This window comes from Echinicola soli, from assembly GCF_006575665.1.
Taxonomy (GTDB): Bacteria; Bacteroidota; Bacteroidia; order Cytophagales; family Cyclobacteriaceae; genus Echinicola; species Echinicola soli.
Genome location: NZ_CP041253.1, coordinates 2,794,144 through 2,814,043, shown reverse-complemented (window position 1 = coordinate 2,814,043; position 19,900 = coordinate 2,794,144). Strand labels below are relative to the sequence as shown.

Below are 19,900 nucleotides of genomic sequence, written 5' to 3'. Positions count from 1 at the left end.
CCTTGGAAGACCTTTTTGGAGATAGTATACCGCATGACGAAACCACCGATCCATCTACTTTTGCTGATGTGATCCTTCCTGTACCCATTCCCCGGATGTTCACCTATCGCGTCCCTAGGTCAATGGAAAAATCCATCGGCATTGGGCATCGGGTGATCGTGCAATTTGGACGAAAAAAAGTCCTCACGGGAGTCATAGGAAAAGTCCATCAAAAACCACCTAAAGATTATCAGACCAAGGCAATATTAGAAGTGCTGGATGATCAACCAGTCGTTAATCCCCTGCAAATCAAATTTTGGTTTTGGATGGCTGAATATTACTGTTGTCAGATCGGAGAAGTCATGAATGCGGCACTCCCTTCAGGCCTAAAACTGAGCAGTGAAAGTAAAGTCCAATTAAACCCGAAATTTGACCCGGAGACTTCTGAGTTTCCGATAGATGACCGAGAACAAATCATCCTGGATGCTTTGGAGAAAAATGCAGAACTCACTTATGAAGACTGTGGGAAGTTACTGGGCATCAAATCCAGTTATCTGATCATCAAAAGCCTGGTCATCAAGGAAGCGGTATTGGTATATGAGCAGGTCAAAGAAAAATACGTACCAAAAGTAGAAAACAGGATAAAGCTCAAAGCACCCTACGCCACTTCCAAAAAAGCCCTGGAAGCATTATTTGAGAAGCTGAGCAAAAGCACCAAGCAAGAGGAAATCCTACTGAAATATCTTCAGGAAGTCCCTGTTTTTCATTCCCCTGAAAAGAATGAAAAAGGGCTTGAGAAAAAAGTCATTACGGACGCAGGGCTTAGTCCCAGTTCCCTCAAAACACTCATTAAAAAAGAGATTTTAGAAGAGTTTAAAGTGATCGTCAGCAGGTTTGACGACCTCCCCACTGATGATCGTGAGATCCATCTAGCAGACTTCCAACAAGAAGGTTTATCCAGCATCAAAGAACAATTTGGCCAAAAGCAAACCGTGCTCCTTCACGGGATCACGGGAAGTGGCAAAACAGAGATATACATCCACCTGATCAGGGAAGTGCTTGACAGTGGCTCTCAAGTTTTGCTGCTGCTGCCCGAAATCGCCCTGACCACACAGATCGTCGGCCGGCTCCAGAAAGTCTTTGGCAGTGAGATGGGCATTTACCATTCCAAACATTCCGACAATGAACGCGTGGAAGTCTGGCAAGGAGTGCTGAGTGGACGGTTTTCCTTCGTGGTGGGCGTCAGGTCAGCCATTTTTCTACCTTTTGACAGTCTGGGGATGATCATTATCGATGAGGAGCATGAGCCTTCCTATAAGCAATTCGATCCCGCACCGCGATTTCAGGCTCGAGATGCAGCCATCATGCTGTCTTGGCTCCACCAGTCCAAGACCCTCCTAGGAAGTGCCACTCCTTCCTACGAATCCTTCTACAATGCCCGAACACAAAAATACGGGTACGTCCACCTAAACAAACGCTTCGGGGAAGCACAGTTACCGGAATTCCATATAGCGGACATCCTGGTCGACAAGAAGAAAAACCTGCTCAAGCTGGACTTTACACGGATCATGAGAGAAAAAATCCAAGAAGCATTGGATCGGCAAGAACAGATCTTGATCTTTCAGAACAGGCGTGGCTATGCACCTTATATGTCCTGCGAAGAGTGTGGGTGGATTCCTGATTGTGAGCACTGTGATGTCAACCTCACCTATCACCAGTACAGCGAAGAAATGCGCTGCCATTACTGCGGATTTAAAGAAAAAGTACCCCGTGCCTGCCCTGCTTGTGGGAGCCATAAGTTGACGACAGTGGGCATCGGCACGGAACGGCTGGAAGAAAGCCTATCCCTGCTGTTTCCTGAAGCCAGGATAGGAAGAATGGACCTGGATACCACGAGGAGCAAATACGCTTATCAACGTATCTTTGATGAATTTTCCTCGGGAAATTTAGACATTTTGGTGGGCACCCAGATGATCACCAAAGGGCTGGACTTCGACCGGGTTACGGTGGTGGGAATTGTAGACGCTGATCGGATCCTTTACTTTCCGGATTTCCGGTCAGGAGAACGGGCCTTCCAGCAAATCACCCAAGTGGCCGGCCGGGCTGGCAGGCGAAATCGCAGGGGAAATGTTATCGTACAGACCAGAAGGCCAGACAATGTGGTCTTTGAAAAAGTCATTCAAGGAAATTACCCGGAATTTTACCTTACTGAAATGGCAGAAAGAAAGCGGTTCTTCTATCCCCCATTCGTCAAAAACATTAAAATCACCGCCCGGCACAAGGAATCCAAAATCGCTGAAAAAGCTTCCCGTCACCTGACCAACCTGCTCAAAGAAATCGCCATAAAAAAAATCATCTTGGGACCTGAAAGAGCCTTGATAGGAAAAATCAAAAACCAATATCTATTTGACATCTATGTAAAGCTGGACAAAGCCGGCAACACCCCCGCTATTTTCAAACATGAAATGGGGAAGATCATCTTTGATCTCAATACCCAAAAAGAATTCAAATCGGTCCGTTTTGTAGTGGACGTCGATCCCTATTGATAGGTCAATGGCATTATATCATTAAACTGTCTTAAACACAAAATTGACATTTCAAAAAATGTTATGGCCACTAAACCTTCAATACTCATCTTACCAAAACAAACCTTGAACAAAATCTTATATTTTTCATAACTTTAGGCCATCAACCTATTAAACAAACGATAATGAGAATAGCTTTAATTGCCCATGACGGAAAAAAAGCTGACATGGTACACTTTCTAAGTGGTTTCAAAGACCGGCTTCTAGGAGCTGACATTCGCTTATTTGCCACTGGAACGACTGGCTCTCACATCGAACGAGCTGGTTTTGAGGTCGAAAAACTGATGTCAGGCCCTTATGGTGGTGATGCCCAAATAGCAGCTATGGCAGCTGAAAAAAAGCTCGATCTGGTCATATTTTTCAGAGACCCACTGGACAAACATCCCCACGAACCAGATGTACAAATGCTGATGCGAATCTGTGATGTACACAATATTCCCCTGGCCACCAACCTGGCCTCTGCAAAACTAATGTTCAAACAAATAACCACCGATTTACACAATGGAAAGTAAAGCAATAACTAAAATCGGTGTACTGACCTCTGGAGGTGACGCACCGGGAATGAACGCAGCCATTCGTGCAGTAGTCCGTTGTGCCTTCTATTATAACATAGAAGTTTACGGGATCTATAGAGGATATGAAGGAATGATCCAAAATGACATCCGACAACTGGACAGTTCTGACATTGCCTATGTACTGGAGCGGGGAGGTACTTTCCTCAAATCCGCCCGCTGCGCTGAATTCAGAACACCCGAAGGAAGAAAAAAAGCTTACGATAACCTCCAAAAACACGGTATCAATGGACTAGTGGTCATCGGCGGAGACGGTTCCCTGACAGGTGCTCACCTATTTTATAAGGAATTTGGCATTCCTGCTATTGGCTTGCCGGGAACGATTGACAATGATCTCTCTGGCACTGACAATACCATTGGTTTCGACACGGCTTGTAACACAGCCATCGAGTCCATCGATAAAATCAGGGATACTGCCACGTCTCATGACAGACTTTTCTTTGTAGAAGTAATGGGACGTGATTCTGGTTTTATCGCCATCAATGCAGGTATTGGCAGTGCTGCAGCGGCAACACTGATTCCTGAGAAAAAAATGCCTGTGGAAGCATTGATAGACCGCCTAAACACCCGTGCAAAGGCCAAAAAGCAAGCCAATGTGGTCATCGTGGCTGAAGGCGGTAAAAGCGGGGGCGCAATGGAAATTTCCAAAAAAGTAAAGAAATACCTGCCCAATTACGACATTAAAGTAACCATCCTTGGCCACCTCCAACGTGGTGGCTCTCCAACGTCCTACGATCGGGTACTTGCCAGTAAACTGGGCGTATCTGCCGTAGAAGGCCTGATGCAAGGGAAATGTGATGTGATGGCTGGCGTCATCAATAACAAGGTCGTTTACACCCCCATAAAAAGGGCAATAGTAGACGATAAGGAAGTGGATGAAGAAGACTTCCGTGTAGCAAAAATCCTATCTACCTAAGTATTGTAGGATTGTAGAATTGTCAAACTGTAAAAGGAAATGTTCTGTGACGCGGCGATATGAAATAGGGATAAGCTTATGAGTAGAGCCAAGCACAACTTCAATTTTACGATCAAACAATTCTACAATCCTACCCATAACTAGAACGGATACCCTATCGCAAAGTTAAAGATAAAATTTTCCCTCCTCCAATCTCGGTCAAATGGTTTAAACTCTTTCTGCCATCGCTCTCCCTCTGGTAGCCAAGGTTTTCGTAACGGAGAAGCAAAATCAAACCTGATCACAAAAAACTCAATATCTATTCTTAATCCAATCCCGGTCCCTACGCCGAGTTCGCTTGCCCAAGAGCCTGTAAACTTACCTCCAGGCAATGCCTCGTTCTCATTCATCAACCACACGTTACCAGCATCGACAAATAGCGCCCCTTTCAGGTAAGGAACGATCGGAAATCGGTACTCAATATTTCCTTCTAGCCGAATATCACCCGTCTGCTCGAAATAAGATTGATTATTGATAGAATCTGGTCGATAGGAGCCCGGGCCTAATGAACGAATCCTAAAAGCCCTAACACTATTGGGGCCACCAGCGGAATATTGCTTTACATAAGGCAAGGAGATGGAATTCCCATAGGGAACACCTACTCCACCAAATAACCGCGTCGCCAAAACCTGGTCCTCTCCTAACTGCAAGTGATAACGAAAGTCCAGGTCTCCACGAACATACTGGGCGTATTCCATTCCAAAAATCTTGTTAGGCTCTTCCACAGTACTTTTTCCATCAAACGCCCCAATCAAGTTACCGGCCATATCCAGCGAAAACCCTGTGAAGATCTTATGAGTCCTGAACTTATCTCCCAGTTGGTTATAATTAAACGTATAATTAAGCCCAGCGATAAACTGCTGCTCAAAACTCTTGGCCAAAAAAGGATTGTCATCCAGAATCTGCTGAAAATCGGGTGTCACATCCGACAGGCTCACAATACTTAAGCTGATCGGGTTTATCTCATGATAAACAAACCTATTCGCATTCCAATAGTACCCGTAACTAGTGGAGACATTGTTTAGCCTGTAAAGCCCAATCCGATTGATAGATTGCACTCCTAAGCTAACTTTGGTTTTGGGCACAGAATACCTGAATCTGTCCTGGATTTGCGTGGGAAAGATCACCCGAGGAAAAATCAAATCGCTGCTCAGCCCTATATCATAAGTACTCAAGCCCGTTCGGTCTCCTCCGGCTATCTGTGTTTCGTAGCCAAAGCTCGCCGAAATATTCAACGTTTCGCCCCCCTTAAACAGGTTCCTGTTTCGATAGGTCAGCAAAACAGAAGGCCCAATAAAATTATTGGACTTTGAAATACCTTGTAGCTCCGCTCTTACTGACCTTTTCTTTAGCGGAGAAAGATAAATATTGGCATCGAGCTTCCCTCCATCATCCAATGTTACAGAATCCACTTCCTCATACCGCAAATTCACATACCTGTAATTCCCAATGGCCGAAAGCCTGTTTGAGGTATACCTGGACTGCTCCGAACTGTATCTTTGTCCTTTTTTTATCAGAATGTACCTTTCCAGCAATTCCGGTCTGAATGTTTCCACATCTTGGATAAAAGCAATTTCTTCGATGACCGTGGTATCCTGGGCACTTGTCTTTTCCTCCACCGAATAATTGGGATAAACACGGATATCATTTACGGTATAAGGCACAATGGCCTTTTCGGGCACACCTGCTTTTAGCCGTAAAAACAAGTCAAATTTCCTTTCTTCATAGTTATTGGTATCCGCCTCAAAAATCAAGTAATCTCCATTGAAATTATAAAACCCCTTCAACTTCAACGCTTCATCTATACGTGCCCGCTCGTCTTTAAAGGCCTGTAACTCAAACCTGGCATCCTTTGTCAGTTTCGTTTCCTTCAGGATTTCATTTATCTCTTTTTGGATACTTAAACTGTCTCCCTCCAAGGTGAACTCTTCCAGACGGTAAGGCCGGCTGACCTCCACTTCATAAGCCATCCCTAAAAACTTTCCCTTTCCGGTGGTCTCACTATTTGCAGAAGCATAAAAAAAGCCATTGTTTTCCAATCTGTTCAGCAATAACTCCTCTGTCTTGGATGCGTTCACTTGGCTAAAATAAACAGGCTCTTGACCGAATTTCTTGTTCATAAAACGGTTGAAAAACCCTGGTTTTTCTTGAGTGCCTTTATAGTGTGCCCACAGCCCAATTCGCATCCCCAAAAACTTACTGTTCGGCTCTGGACGGATCATCTCGTGCAGCCGGCTTTGTATCACTTCAAGGGTCTTATCATTTACATTCTCCTTGTCCTCCGTCGTGATTTTAAGGGATGAGCCAGTGTAGAGTTGTTCATCCTCTGGAATATATCTGGTGACCCCGCACGAGCTAAGGATCATCATCAAAAAAAACAGCCGGTATTGAAAGAATCTACTCATTATTGTTCCTCTTTATTTTTACCCTCTACAGCTTCAGGTTGCTTGGTTTCTTCTTCACTTTCGCGCTGTATCCTTTCCTCGCTTTTCCAAAAATTCTTGAATTTGTTGAATTCCCTGTTCAGAATGAAGGCCACTCCCGTGACGATCACTTGTCCATCGATGATGCTTTCAAATTCATTTTTCCTAAATCCCCTCAGGCGGTACCTACCGTTTTCAGTGAGTAAGTACTCGATGTTCACATTTCCAAATACAGCACCGTCATTTTGAGTATCTTGACCGGAGCTTTCCAGTTCCATCTCACTCCCCACCTGGACTATCAATCGATCATCAAAAAGCCTTTTTTGTGCGCTCACATTTAACTGGGTCTGTGCACCCTGATACCCCTCATAGCTGTCCAAGTCAAAATTTAGCTCAAAACCAGAATTGCCCAGCACATTACTGGACAGGGCATTTAACTGGCTAGAAAGCATTTGACTGACACTGGATCTCGCCAACCCTGCAGTACCTCCTCCAGTGCCGTCTCCTCCTGTGGCCGGCATGAATTTCTGAAGGACCATCAAAGAAAACACCTGACGGTTCAATTCCCCTTCTTCCTCATTGACTTGCTGAATCTTGGAATAAACATTTCCACCTAAGGCGCCTTGTTCATCTTCGGGCATGTCCAATTGGAAAAATATCTGCGGACGCATCAACTCCCCTTCTACATTCAAATAAACAATAAAGGGCAATCGTTCTTGATATTGTGTAGAGACCTCCGAACTCACGCCCGAAGTTTGGGTGGCCATAAGGTCACTCGCTGAAGTTTTCACATCATATGAAGCAGTAATATCCATATCGGCATCCATGGGATCTCCCTTCCAGGTAATGGAACTCCCTTCGACGATATTGAATTTTCGGGAGACCAAGTTGTAGAGGCTCATCTCATAATGTCCTTTGGAAAGCTCATAGATACCTGACAGGTTCATTTTACCATTGGGCTCGATATTCAGGTTCAGGTCGGCCTCTCCTGCAATCATCAGGTTATCTCCCGAACGCTCATCTACAATCACCCTGAAAACCGCATTTGGATCTACCTTCAGCAGCGCTGCAATTTCCAATCCTGTAAAAGCAGCCTCTGGATTTTCCATCTCCCGCTTCGTCAGGATATCGTTGGGATTATCTCTATCCACTATGAGCACCACTCCTTCTCGCTCGACCACTTCCAGCTGTGTCTCTGGAATGACAAAAGTCAAGTCCGTTCCTTCATTCACCTTTAAATCTGCCTTTACGACTGGAAGATTCATATCTCCAGTGATGCTGACATCAGCATTGATATTGGCTTTTCCGTAAAATAGGTCATTATCTTCACGGGTAGAATTGAGCACCTGGAAGTTTTGCGCGGCCAGCTTTAGATCAAACACCGGGTTGGTCATATCTTCTGTGCCCACTTCTCCATTCAGGGTAAAGCTATTTCCATCGGCATCCTTGAAGCTATATTGGTCAAAGTACACTCCTTGATCATCGACACGTAACGGCTGGGTGGGCAATGTGAATTTTGAGTTCAGCATTTTCACCACCAGCGAGGCAGACTCAAAATTAAACGCTCCCTCGTATTGGGGAGCTGTCGTAGTGCCATCTACGGCCAAGTTTCCTTGCAGATTTCCAGTGGCCTCTCCAAACTGATCAGGCATGAGCTTTTCGAGCACTTTCAGCTGTAGCTCATTTAAATCCATTTTAAGGTTCAAATCCGCCCCTTCTTCCCTGGCTTGGTAATCGCCCACAATATCCAAATCAATCTCACGGTCTTTTAGCGCAAGGTTAAAATCGTATAACTTGGTATCTTCGGACTTTGCCCTCAGGGCAAGGTTCCCGAGTTCTACATCCATGGCCTTCATATCTGTAATGTCCATGTCCGCGACGATCCCAGTGGCTCCAAATGGATTTTCAACCACAAAATCCCCGTTTAGCTCACCTCCTAGTAGTAACTGGTCTGGGTTTAGCAAACTCATGATGGTTCCAAGTCGAAAATCATCAAAAGTAACGCCTACCTGCTCAGCTACTTGTTGATTTAAACCATTGCTAAAGGTGAGGTGCTGACCTTCATACGTAAAACTAAAATCCGAAAACCTCAATGCGTTATCAGCATAGGAAACCTGGTTAGATGCGGGCACCTCCCACTGCTGTCTGTTTAGCACCAAGCCTTCTGGAACGACATGCAAATGCATAGTATCTCCCTTGAAATCCAATTCGGAATCCACAAAATACAGCAACTCTTCTTCATCGTAAGACTCGAAATTCATATATAGATTTTGACCACTGAAATTGCCCTTAAAGGAAGTTCTGCCCATGGCCAGCGGAGATACCGTCAACCCCTCAAATCCCACATCCAGTTTCATTTCTGTTCCATCTCCGTCCACATCCACCAAAAGGCTGTCCAGCATCATTTCATTATATCGGACACGAGGCAAACTTATACTGGCCTGGAGCTGTTTTTCATGTTCACGGAAGTTGACATTGATATCCACGGAATCCATCTGTTCCAGGCCTTCTAAAAACACCTGATCCAGTACCGGTGCCCGCTTAAACGCCATCTGTAAATCCAAATTGACGGGTTCCTGAAAGGAAGTATCCACAGAACTACTGTCTCCTTGCAATGAGTCTTTAAAGTACCCTTCAAAGTGGCGCTGCATTCCTGCTGAGATCTGCGCAGGAGAGGAATTTGACCGCAGATACCCATTCAGCATCATGCTGTGAATATCCACACTCGTACTGTCCGGTCGGACAGCAGCTTGGATATCCAGCTCCCCAAGTGGATATGAACGATCATCGTACACCACCAAGCCTTCGCTCATCTTGGTGGTCACATCGAAGTGCTCTGGATTGCCCTGAAATTCGGCCATCAACTTCAAACGAGCACGAATGTTCTTTGCCGTCACTCCTAAATTTCTGAGATTGGCTCCTTTGAGATTTAGGTCCGCTGTATATTTCGCATCCACCGAATCCAACAATAACCCCACCTTAAGTGCCATGTCCAGGTTTTCATCCGTAAAAGATGCATTGACCTCACCTTCTCCATCGGTCAACTGGCCATCCAGCGAAAGTCCGGAAAAATCATAGCCATTATAAGACAATTCCTCAAAAGCACTGGTTAAGTTAGCATCAAGTTCTTCCATAGTACTTCCACTGCCCGAAGCATCAATTTCAAAAGTCAATGTTCCCAGCCCTTGGCCGGGAAGTATTTTTTCCATCAGTAACTGCTCTCCCTTCACTTGGGCATCAAAAATCAGCTGCTCTCTGTCCATGTATTTGGCATCGGCAAAAAGATTTCCATCCGTCGTCTCGACGGATGCGTGGGCCACGAGGTCATTCAGCATTCCTTTCACGGAGCTGTTTAAAGTAATCCGGTCCGGAAACCGTACACCATAGTCCGCTTCATCTAAAAACGCCAACAAATCTTTCCTGGTTGTATTGAAACGGACCGTTTTCAAGTCCACCTGGAGCTTTTCGGTATCCATCACCTGCTTCAGGATTCCATCTACAGACACTTGGGTAGTTTTGCCCCAATTCAACTGCGTTTTATTGACCCTCATATTGGTCAAGCTCCCTTCGACTTGTAGTTTGCCGGTAAGGTTCTTTTTATTCACCTCTTTGAAAATAGTGTCTTTGCGCAAATCAGGAGCAAAATAAAAGGCATCCTTTCCATTGAGTTTTATTTTAGGAAGTTGCACATCAAAATTAGACCTATCGGGATAATTGATCAGCTCATCCATAGACTGGTAGGTCAAGGTCATACCACCTCCCAGCGCACTGTTTCCAGTGGTTATGCCCAAATCCTCAATGGACACTTCCGTATCTGATACGGCTGCTTTAAACCCAAATTCCTGTAATTGAAATCCGCTGGCCTCTTTAAAGTCAAAACGGTCCAATGAAATTCCTGCACCGCCCTCTTTTAGGTAAATCTGAGAAGCGAGAAAGTGAAAATCTGAAATGGAAATTGCTTCAGGGTTAAATGCTCCTGGTGTCACCTTTTCATCACCAAAAGTAACATCAAACTGGTTTCTTTCCAGTGCAATGGCATTAACATCTACTATCCAGTCTGGCCACTGGAAGGGGGCAGACTCGCTCGTGGTTGTCTCAGTTTCATTGTCGGATGAAGTGGCCCGTGGCATTTTAAGGTTGATATTGGAATCGGTTAATTCCATCCTTTTTAGATGCACTTTCTGGGTAGTGAGGTCCGCTTCAGGCAGCTCCACTAGAAACTTGCCTAAATCCACTTGGGCTTTCATTTCATCCGGTATGGATTCATACATCGCTTGAACATTTTCTACCAAAAAATGATCGATGATTATCACTGGCATGGGTGAGGCTGCTGTCGTATCTTCCGCTGAGGGAGGAAAAGGCTTGGTTTGTGTATAGCTCGCGGAGGTATTTCTAAACTGAAAATCCTGGATATAAAAAGCCATCTTATCTAGATCAATCCGTTTCATGTCCAAGTGGATTTCTCCTAAATTGACCTTGGAGTCTATCCCCATCACTCCATCTTGGTACGTAATATTAAAATCCCTTAAATCCACTGGCCCTAAATCCACCTGTGGCATTTCCGGGGATGTTTGGGCAGTATCCGGCGCTGCAGCGGTCGTACTATCACCGGAAGCAAATGCCTCCATCAAAAAATCAAAATTAAATTTCCCGCTTTCTCCATCACGAATCACATTGGCGGTGAGCTGATTCCATTCCAATTTGGATATGTGAATAGCACCATCTTGGAGCAACGGCCAAATTTCAACACCGGTCTCCAATGCTCCCGAATAAAGAAGCGTATCTCCTTTTTGGTCTTCGAGGTAAAGTCCTTCCAAAAATAAATTTCCCGAAAAAGTAACATAAAGCTTTTCAATGTCCATCTCTGTGTTGGTTTTACCCTTTACGTAGCTGATGGCCTTCCCTACAATGATGTCTTGGCCCCATGGACTCCGGATAAAGAGCAAAGCACCCACAATAAGTACCAGCAATACCAATAGTATTACCTTAAATACCTTGAAAAATTTATAAAGTACCTTTTTTAGTTTATTCAATTGTGTCTGTTTAGTTCTCTTAGTAAAGATAATAAGTAAAAGTCTACTTTAATGAAAAATGTTTTCGTGTTAATTGCAAAAACAACTTGCTTAGAAGAATAAACCAATTTTCATGCTAAACCAAAAATATTCCTGAAAAATTAACGCTAAAACCCGCTCCATCAATCATTTCCATCATGTCCACTAACCCAATTTTTAAATCTGTGTACTAATAAAAGATTAACGAGCAAAAACCTGTCATTTTGTCGGTATTTTATTAATTTCGCATCTCAAATTGATTGAACGTGAGATATGGAGAACATTATCAAGGATATCGACATTCTTCCAGCTGAAGAGGCGCAGGCATGTGAGTTTAAAACCACAGAAGAGGAGAATACAGGAAAGCAAAAGAAGCTCTACATTGAGAGTTATGGTTGTCAGATGAATTTTTCTGACAGTGAGATCGTCGCATCCATTATGAAAAAGAATGGTTTCGATACGACATCAAACTTCGAACAGGCAGATGTCATTTTCCTCAACACCTGCTCCATCAGAGAAAAAGCAGAACTGACCGTAAGAAAGCGACTTACGCAGTTCAATACCATAAAAAGAGAAAAACCATCCCTAACCATTGGAGTGCTAGGCTGTATGGCAGAGCGGTTGAAAGAGAAGCTACTTGAAGAAGAAAAGCTAGTAGATGTGGTGGTAGGCCCTGATGCATACAGAGACCTTCCTAACCTAGTGAAAGTAGCCGAAGAGGGAGACAAAGGCGTCAACACCTTCCTTTCACGCGAAGAAACCTATGCCGATATCTCTCCAGTAAGGCTAAACACCAATGGGGTAAGTGCCTTTATTTCCATCATGAGGGGCTGTGACAATATGTGCTCTTTTTGTGTGGTACCTTTCACACGGGGCAGGGAAAGAAGCCGAGATCCGCACTCCATCGTATATGAGGCACAAGAGCTTTTCGACCAAGGCTATAAAGAAGTCACACTCTTAGGCCAAAATGTGGACAGCTACAAATGGTCACCGGAAGAAAACAACAAGGCCCGCCTCAACAAACAGAAAGAGGAAGTCAGTGAGGTGATCAACTTTGCCAACCTTCTGGAAATGGTGGCCAAAGTGGCTCCTACACTGCGCGTAAGATTCTCCACTTCCCATCCAAAAGACATCACAGATGAGGTATTGTACACCATGAAAAAGTACGACAACATCTGTAAATACATCCACCTCCCTGCCCAAAGTGGCAATAGCCGTGTGCTTGACCTGATGAACAGGACCTACGACCGTGAATGGTACCTCGAAAGAGTGTCCAAGATCCGTGAAATCCTGGGACAGGAATGTGGTATTTCTTCTGATATGATCGCAGGATTCTGCTCAGAAACCGAAGAAGAACATCAAGAGACCTTGAGCTTAATGGATATCGTGAAGTACGATTTTTCCTATATGTTCTTCTATTCAGAACGACCTGGGACACTCGCTGCCAAAAAGTATAAAGATGACATTCCTTTGGAGACTAAAAAACGTAGGCTTCAGGAAATCATCGCCAGGCAGTCCCAACATTCCATGGAAAGGAACAAACTTGATCTGGGGCAAATCCAAGAAGTATTGGTAGAAGGCACATCCAAGCGCTCTGAAGAGCAGCTAAAAGGCAGAAATTCTGCCAACAAGGTGGTTATTTTCCCAAAAGGGAACCACCAAAAAGGAGATTACGTCCGTGTAAAAATAGTGGACTGTACCGCTGCCACCCTATTTGGCGAAGTCCTGTCCTAACCCACTAAAGCCCCTGAAATCTATGATAACAGACGCGGAAGTACTATCTATAAAACAGCGTTTTGGAATAATCGGCAACAGCCCGCTGCTCAATCACGCCATCAGGGTAGCCATGCAGGCTGCCCCTACGGAGATGACCGTACTGATCACTGGAGAAAGTGGAAGTGGTAAAGAGTCCTTTTCCAAGATCATCCATTCTATCAGCACTCGGAAGCACGGAAAATTCATTGCCATAAACTGTGGTGCCATCCCGGAAGGCACTATAGACTCGGAGTTGTTCGGACATGAGAAAGGCTCCTTCACTGGAGCGCATGAAGCGCGAAAGGGATATTTCGAAGTCACTGATGGCGGCTCGCTATTTTTGGATGAAATCGGTGAAATGCCACTGGGCACCCAAGCCCGGCTCCTTCGGGTACTCGAAAATGGAGAGTTTATAAAAGTAGGATCCTCCAAAGTCCAAAAGACCGATGTCCGTGTCATTGCTGCCACTAACGTGAACCTTATCCAAGCAGTAGAAAAGGGTAAATTCAGAGAAGACCTTTATTACCGCTTAAACACCGTTCCCATCTTTGTCCCTCCTCTTCGGGAAAGAGGCGATGACATCAGCCTGCTTTTCAGGAAGTTTACAACTGATTTTAGTGAAAAATACAAAGTAAAACCTATTTCACTGGATGGGGAAGCCAGGGAGCTACTTAAAAAATTTCCTTTTAAGGGCAATATCAGGCAATTGAAAAACCTAGCCGAACAAATATCGCTACTGGAAGAGGACAGGGATGTCAATGCCATCACACTGGCCAAATACCTTCCCACCACAGAGTCCAATTTGCCAGCTCCCTACACGCGAGGAGGAAAAGAAGGCGAGTCATCTTCTGATTTTTCCGAAAGGGAAATCCTGTACAAAGTCCTCTTTGACATGAAAAAGGACATGACCGAGCTCAAAAAACTGGTCCTTGACACTTATCAGTCTGGCGGTATCAACCAAAACATCATCAAAAAACACCATTCGTTGTTTGAAGACATGGACACTTCAGTATCTTTTGAAGATACCCCTTCCAAGGAGCCGAGTCCTTCCGCTATGCCTATCGTACTGGAGTCAGGAAAAATCTCCAATCAGCACTCACGTACTGAGGAATATGATGATGAAATCGAAGACATCATTCACGAAGAGGATGATAACTCACTATCCATCGAGAAAAAAGAAAAAGAGTTGATCATAAAAGCCCTTAGAAAGCACAATAACAAACGGAAATATGCGGCGCAGGACCTGGGCATTTCTGAGCGTACCCTTTACCGAAAAATCAAACAATATGATATCAATGAGTAAACCTAAGCTCATGTTTCTCATGGTGCTCTGTCCACTGATGCTGCTATGGGGCTGTAAAGTGGAATACAGTTTTACCGGCACCAACTTAGACTATAATCTAACCCAGACATTCTCTGTGGCCAATTTCTTTAATGACTCCGGTGGAGGCCCAGCCAATATGGGGCAAAACTTCACCGAATCAATAAAGGATTATTTTCAGCGAAACACACAATTGGAGCTGGTCCAAACCAACGGGGACCTGCAGTTTGAAGGAGCCATCACCCGATACTCCCTCACTCCCCAGGCCACCGTCTCTACCACAGATCCCAACCAACCTGATCGGGCTGGCCAAATGCGCCTGACCATCGCTGTGGAAGTCAACTATATCAACCTCAGCGATGAAGAGCAGGACAGTAAAAAGACCTACTCTTTCTATCAGGACTATGACCCCCGAAGCACCTCAGTACTCGCAGTAGAAACGGACCTGATCGACATTATATTTGAAAACATCATTCAGGATATTTTCACCTCTACTGTGGCAAATTGGTAATTTTCTTTAAATTGGATAACCAACCAAAAATACCTGACTTGTGAACGCAGCCCAGTTTTTAAATATCATCAAAAAGAGCAACTCTCTGGAGAAGGAAGATTTCAGGTCACTGCTGAAGCTCCACGAAACATTTCCGTATTTTTTGGTTCCCAAAGTACTGGCAGCCAAATACGAAAGGAAAATCTCCAAGGGCAAATCACAGGAACTCCTACACTGGGCAGCTGTCCAAAGCCCAGACAGGGCATGGCTCAAAACCTTGATCGAAGAAGATATCCATTTTGCGGCATCCTCGACATCTAAAACCACTCAGACAAAGGTTCCACCTCCTCCAAAAGCAGGAGCACCAGAGAAACCCATTCCTTCTGCAACCAGTAATCCGGACAAAACGGAGGAAAAGCACCAGTCTTCTGGATCAGACCGAGCAGAAGTGCTGCGAAAGCTGGAGGAAAACCTCAACAAATTACGCCATGTAGAAGCTGAAAAAGAGCCTAAAACCGACCAACAAGCTTCTCCAAGCTCAAAAAAGACGTCCAAGAAAAAGACTCCGAAGAACGATGACCTGATCGAAACCATCAGAAAAAAAGAAAAAAAACTCATCAAAGACGCCAAAAAGCAAGAGCAACTTGATATTATCAAAGCCTTCAGCAAAAAAGAGATCAAGCTGGCCACGATCAAGGAAATAGAAAACACAGGCAAAAACACAGACCTCTCCAAAAACAGTACGCAGCTGTCCGACAAATTACTTTCGGAATCATACGCCAAGCTATTGACCAAACAGGGAAAAAAAGACAAGGCAATCGATATTTATCAGAAATTAAGCTTGAAGTTTCCGAATAAAAAAGCTTATTTTGCGAACTTAATAAAAGAATTAAAAGATTAACTTCATTTAGCATATGTATACTTTACTTATCAGCATCGTCATTGTTTTGGCGGTTATCTTAGTATTGGTAATCCTTGGTCAAGACTCCAAAGGTGGTGTTGGTGCTGCTTTTGGTGGTGGGGCTTCCCAAATCATGGGCGTTACCAAAACCGGTAACATCCTTGAAAAAGCCACATGGGTATTGTCCATTTCCATACTGGTGCTCTCATTGGGGACTTCAGCTTTTCTGGAAAACAATGCTGGAGGATCCACTGAATTTTCCTCTCCGAATATAGAAAGTGCCAAGGAGCAAATGGTCGCTCCATCGTTCGGAGAAGAGGAAAGCATCCTTCCCTCAGAAGAGCAAGGTACAGAAGAATTAACTGCACCATCGGACAGCGCACAATAATCGAAGCTAAAACTCAAATCTCACAAAGTCCAGTCATTGACTGGGCTTTTTTTTTGGGAAATTAGGAGATTGTAAACAAATGTTAATATCACGCTATTGATTTGTTAAACCGCGTTTTTAGCCTTACCTTTTAGTTTGATTCCAAAATTTTAATAACTTATAACATCGATTTTATGTTTGAGAACTATAAAACCCTTGAGGATATAGGTGCCACAGAATGGCCAAACATTATCCTATGGGCAGCTCCAGTAATGTTTGCACTGGTTTTCGCAGAATGGGGATTGAGTTTATACAAAAACAGGGACTCATACGACGGTAAGGACTTCTTGGCGGCCTCATCCATAGGGCTGATCAATGTCGGGATTAGTGCCTTGATCAAAGTCGTGTTGTTTTCTGCTGTACTTTTCTTTTGGAACATTGTTCCTTGGAAAATCCCACCTACTTGGTGGTCATTTATACCTTGTTTTATTGCCATTGACTTTGCCAGGTATTGGGCACACCGTGTGGCGCATGAGCAGCGCTTTTGGTGGGCTACACACGTGACACACCATAATTCAGAAAAATATAATTTCTCGGTTTCTTTCCGACTGAGCTGGACGCAGCATATCAAGTTCATTTTCTTTATTCCAGTAGTGATGATCGGCTTCGATCCATTTGTATTCTTCATCTGTCACCAGATTGCGGTCTTGTACCAGTTCTGGATCCATACGGAATACATCAAAAAACTTCCTGCGCCAATAGAGTATATCTTCACTACACCGTCCCACCACCGTGTACACCATGCCAGTGACGAGCATTACCTGGACAAAAACTACGGATCCACACTGATCATCTGGGACAGGATATTCGGGACTTTTATGGCAGAAGCCGAGCGGCCAAACTATGGGATTACCAAACCCGTAAATAGCTATAACCCTGTCACCTTGGTATTCCACGAGTGGTATGATATCGTCAAAGACCTCAAGCAGGCCGAAAACAAGCAGGAGGCATTTAAAATCCTCTTCGGCAAGCCCGGGGACGAAATTATCAAAAACCGAGAATTGAGAAAAAAGGAAAGAGAAGAAAATGTTCAGAAAATAAATTCTGCACAGCCGGCTCCCATACTGACAGAAAAGGAACCCTCACTTCTCCAAAAAGAAAATTAAATCTCCCAAGCCCGGCAATCGCCGGGCTTTTTTTATGACAAAAACCATGTTGCGTATATCTGCGTAGCTGATTTTTAGGAAAATCAGAAGAGGTAAACCATTTTAGAAGAAAAAAAACAGATTATCTTTAAACTCTTCTACTATGAAAAATTCACCATTTACTTTTTCTCATTAATCATAATCGTAACTACTGCTATGATCTCCTGTCAGGATAACGGACAGGAAGAAATCGAAAAGAAAAATGGAGGGGCGAAATAACTGCTATCCAATCAAACGGCCAAGAATATGAAAAGCAGCTCAAAGAGCTGTCCCTTTACATGGGAGAAGTATTCAAGGATCCTGCGGCCAGAGAGGAACTTTTCGGTTTTGCCGAACTGAAAGGGAATGCCGGAGAAATACAATATAACCTCCGCAGACTCTTTGAAGAACAAACCGATCCTGTTAGTCGAAAGCAGTCGGCCATCGTAAGGGCTTTTTATGGAAATGCCGCAAACAGCAGAACAACCAATGAACAGTCCATCAATGTGGACAGTTTGAAAGCTTTTATCAACCAATATGACATTGGGGTAATCGCTCCTTATCTTGCTGAAAGTTTTGATCCGGATACACTAAAAGAACTGACCGTTTCCTGGTGGACCAAAGAAATGGAAATCGAAGCCCAAAAGAAGAATCCCAATTGGAGTGGAGAGACCCCTGCTGTTAAATTTAGAATAAACGAAAACGGCAAATTCGAATCCCTAGGCCAAAAACAAGGAACAGCAGGCATCAACCAGCGAGTAGAATATATTACCGCAGATGACAATTATGCCTATGATAACCCTACCGTGGTGTTTGGTAAGTTTGATGAACCTGAATATTATGGCAGCACCTTCGAAAGCCCGGATTATTCTTCCACCTATAGGGATATTGACTGTAGAAAAGTCCCTGAAGATGCTACTGTTAGAATAAACATACCAAAATTCCGTCTGCACAATAACACCAGAAACTGGCCCAACTCCAATAGGCTTTTTCTTTGGGCAATAACAGGGGACTACTCCATAAACAGCAATGGTTTTGTAAATTCCAACCCAAAGATAGAGGAGCCTTGGGGTGATGATATATGATTTAAGGTGAGCAGATACAATGTCAAAAAGAAAAAGTGGGTCAGTTCCGGTATGTCTTTCCTAAAACATAACTGGAAGAAAGGCCAATCAGACTTAAGAATCATTGTTGCAGCCCGCAATGATGGGAAAGGCAATATTAATTACACGGATAAAATTTCGATCGATACCAATGGAGATTTCACCAGGGATGCTGACGTTGTTTTTTCTTTGAGCACTGAAATGCATGCCTTCATGCTCTTCAATCAGAATTTTGATAGATGCACTGCGCTGGGAGAAAACGCATCTGATGGTGGATATGGAACAAGAGAGGGGCGGCAAATCTATCATTTCAATGGCTTTTCCTTTTATCTAGTACCGGAAATAAGGGAGTAACATCCAAAAAAGAATAATAATGAAATATATCTTATCACTACTAATGCTATTGACACTGATCCAAGTGTCAATAGCCCAATCACACGAAATCGGGATGAAAACCGGTGTTGTAGGCATGGACGGTGCCGCAGACTGGGGGATACAATATCGAATTCAATTATGAAAGAAATATAGAGCAGCTACCCATACTATCCATCGGGATTGACCTGGGCTTTGGGAAGCAAAATGACTTTCCTGATTACTTTGACAAATCCTTTATGTTTGCCGAAGGCCACGATGTCTCCACCAAAGTGGATGAACATATCCGAAGTTTATCTATTGATGAAGTTAGTGATTTTTCATTTAAAGGCTACAATGTAAATTACCTTAGGCTACTGGCCAAGTTCAGGGTAGTTTCGCTAAAAGGCTTTGAACTCAGGGCCTTCTCGGGCATATTGATCCGGGACGAAAATTTCGTGGACTTTGACATCTACCATATATCTTACAATGAAGATGGCTCCTTAAACTATAAGTCAAATTTTCGTGTGCAAGACAATACCACCTTGGGATGGCCACTCGGACTGGAACTGAAAAAGCAGCTATCCCCAAAGCTAAAACTCAGTCTGGACGCCCTTTACGGCATCCCCTTTGACCGAAGAACTAAAGATCTCCCCGTCAACCTATACAGCAGGATCGGCATTAGCCGTGTGTTTTAATCCAGAATACAATGCCATTTGGCTAATCCTACTTATCAAAGTAAGCGGTTGTTTTTACCCCCTCATATCTCTGCAAATCGGTGGAGCCTGAGAGATTCCTCTATAAATTAAAGCGATTGGATAAAGATCCTTCCTACCGTCAGGATGACAAGAGGAATCCCCCTC

Annotated in this window: 14 protein-coding genes; 12 read left to right on the top strand and 2 right to left on the bottom strand. The window is 44.0% G+C overall.

The window, feature by feature from the left end; genetic code table 11:
• Positions 1-2: 2 nt before the first annotated feature.
• From priA to pfkA, 3 genes are all read left to right on the top strand, one after another.
• On the top strand, positions 3-2,525 hold the full coding sequence (gene priA, locus FKX85_RS11255; protein ID WP_141614826.1) for a replication restart helicase PriA: 2,523 nt from the start codon (positions 3-5) through the stop codon (positions 2,523-2,525).
• 164 nt (positions 2,526-2,689) lie between these two features.
• The gene (locus FKX85_RS11250; protein WP_141614825.1) at positions 2,690-3,076 is read left to right on the top strand and encodes a methylglyoxal synthase; all 387 of its coding nucleotides are present in this window, start codon (positions 2,690-2,692) and stop codon (positions 3,074-3,076) included.
• Positions 3,066-4,052 carry a 6-phosphofructokinase gene (gene pfkA, locus FKX85_RS11245; RefSeq protein ID WP_141614824.1) on the top strand — a complete coding sequence of 329 codons (987 nt, stop codon included), beginning with the start codon at positions 3,066-3,068 and terminating at the stop codon, positions 4,050-4,052. The genes FKX85_RS11250 and pfkA overlap by 11 nt, the downstream gene beginning before the upstream one ends.
• A 140-nt stretch (positions 4,053-4,192) precedes the next feature.
• Here the strand turns inward: pfkA and tamL are convergent, their stop codons facing one another.
• Positions 4,193-6,496, bottom strand: coding sequence for a translocation and assembly module lipoprotein TamL (tamL, locus tag FKX85_RS11240; RefSeq protein ID WP_168196247.1), 2,304 nt, complete (start codon positions 6,494-6,496; stop codon positions 4,193-4,195).
• Positions 6,496-11,547, bottom strand: a complete 5,052-nt coding sequence (locus FKX85_RS11235) for a translocation/assembly module TamB domain-containing protein (protein WP_141614823.1) — start codon at positions 11,545-11,547, stop codon at positions 6,496-6,498. The genes tamL and FKX85_RS11235 overlap by 1 nt, the downstream gene beginning before the upstream one ends.
• A 291-nt stretch (positions 11,548-11,838) precedes the next feature.
• Between FKX85_RS11235 and miaB the strand changes: the two genes are divergently transcribed.
• The 9 genes from miaB to FKX85_RS11190 all read left to right on the top strand — a co-directional run bounded on the left by miaB (position 11,839) and on the right by FKX85_RS11190 (position 19,735).
• A complete protein-coding gene (gene miaB, locus FKX85_RS11230; protein ID WP_141614822.1) occupies positions 11,839-13,299 on the top strand; it encodes a tRNA (N6-isopentenyl adenosine(37)-C2)-methylthiotransferase MiaB in 1,461 nt (486 codons plus the stop codon).
• A 22-nt stretch (positions 13,300-13,321) separates the two neighbouring features.
• Entirely contained in the window at positions 13,322-14,623 is a 1,302-nt protein-coding gene (locus FKX85_RS11225; RefSeq protein WP_141614821.1) for a sigma-54 interaction domain-containing protein, read from the top strand.
• Positions 14,616-15,152 (top strand): LptE family protein, encoded by a 537-nt coding sequence (locus FKX85_RS11220; RefSeq protein ID WP_141614820.1) that lies wholly within the window; start codon positions 14,616-14,618, stop codon positions 15,150-15,152. Before FKX85_RS11225 ends, FKX85_RS11220 begins: the two co-directional genes overlap by 8 nt.
• 40 nt (positions 15,153-15,192) lie before the next feature.
• Positions 15,193-16,032 (top strand): hypothetical protein, encoded by an 840-nt coding sequence (locus FKX85_RS11215; RefSeq protein WP_141614819.1) that lies wholly within the window; start codon positions 15,193-15,195, stop codon positions 16,030-16,032.
• Positions 16,033-16,045: 13 nt separating this feature from the next.
• Entirely contained in the window at positions 16,046-16,420 is a 375-nt protein-coding gene (secG, locus tag FKX85_RS11210) for a preprotein translocase subunit SecG (protein ID WP_141614818.1), read from the top strand.
• Between the two features lie 173 nt (positions 16,421-16,593).
• The gene (locus FKX85_RS11205) at positions 16,594-17,565 is read left to right on the top strand and encodes a sterol desaturase family protein (protein WP_141614817.1); all 972 of its coding nucleotides are present in this window, start codon (positions 16,594-16,596) and stop codon (positions 17,563-17,565) included.
• Positions 17,566-17,882: 317 nt separating this feature from the next.
• On the top strand, positions 17,883-18,668 hold the full coding sequence (locus FKX85_RS11200) for a hypothetical protein (RefSeq protein ID WP_141614816.1): 786 nt from the start codon (positions 17,883-17,885) through the stop codon (positions 18,666-18,668).
• 6 nt (positions 18,669-18,674) lie between these two features.
• On the top strand, positions 18,675-19,040 hold the full coding sequence (locus FKX85_RS11195) for a hypothetical protein (RefSeq protein WP_141614815.1): 366 nt from the start codon (positions 18,675-18,677) through the stop codon (positions 19,038-19,040).
• A gap of 122 nt (positions 19,041-19,162) precedes the next feature.
• Positions 19,163-19,735: a hypothetical protein gene (locus FKX85_RS11190; RefSeq protein ID WP_141614814.1), complete on the top strand. Its 573-nt coding sequence runs from the start codon at positions 19,163-19,165 to the stop codon at positions 19,733-19,735.
• Positions 19,736-19,900: the final 165 nt, after the last annotated feature.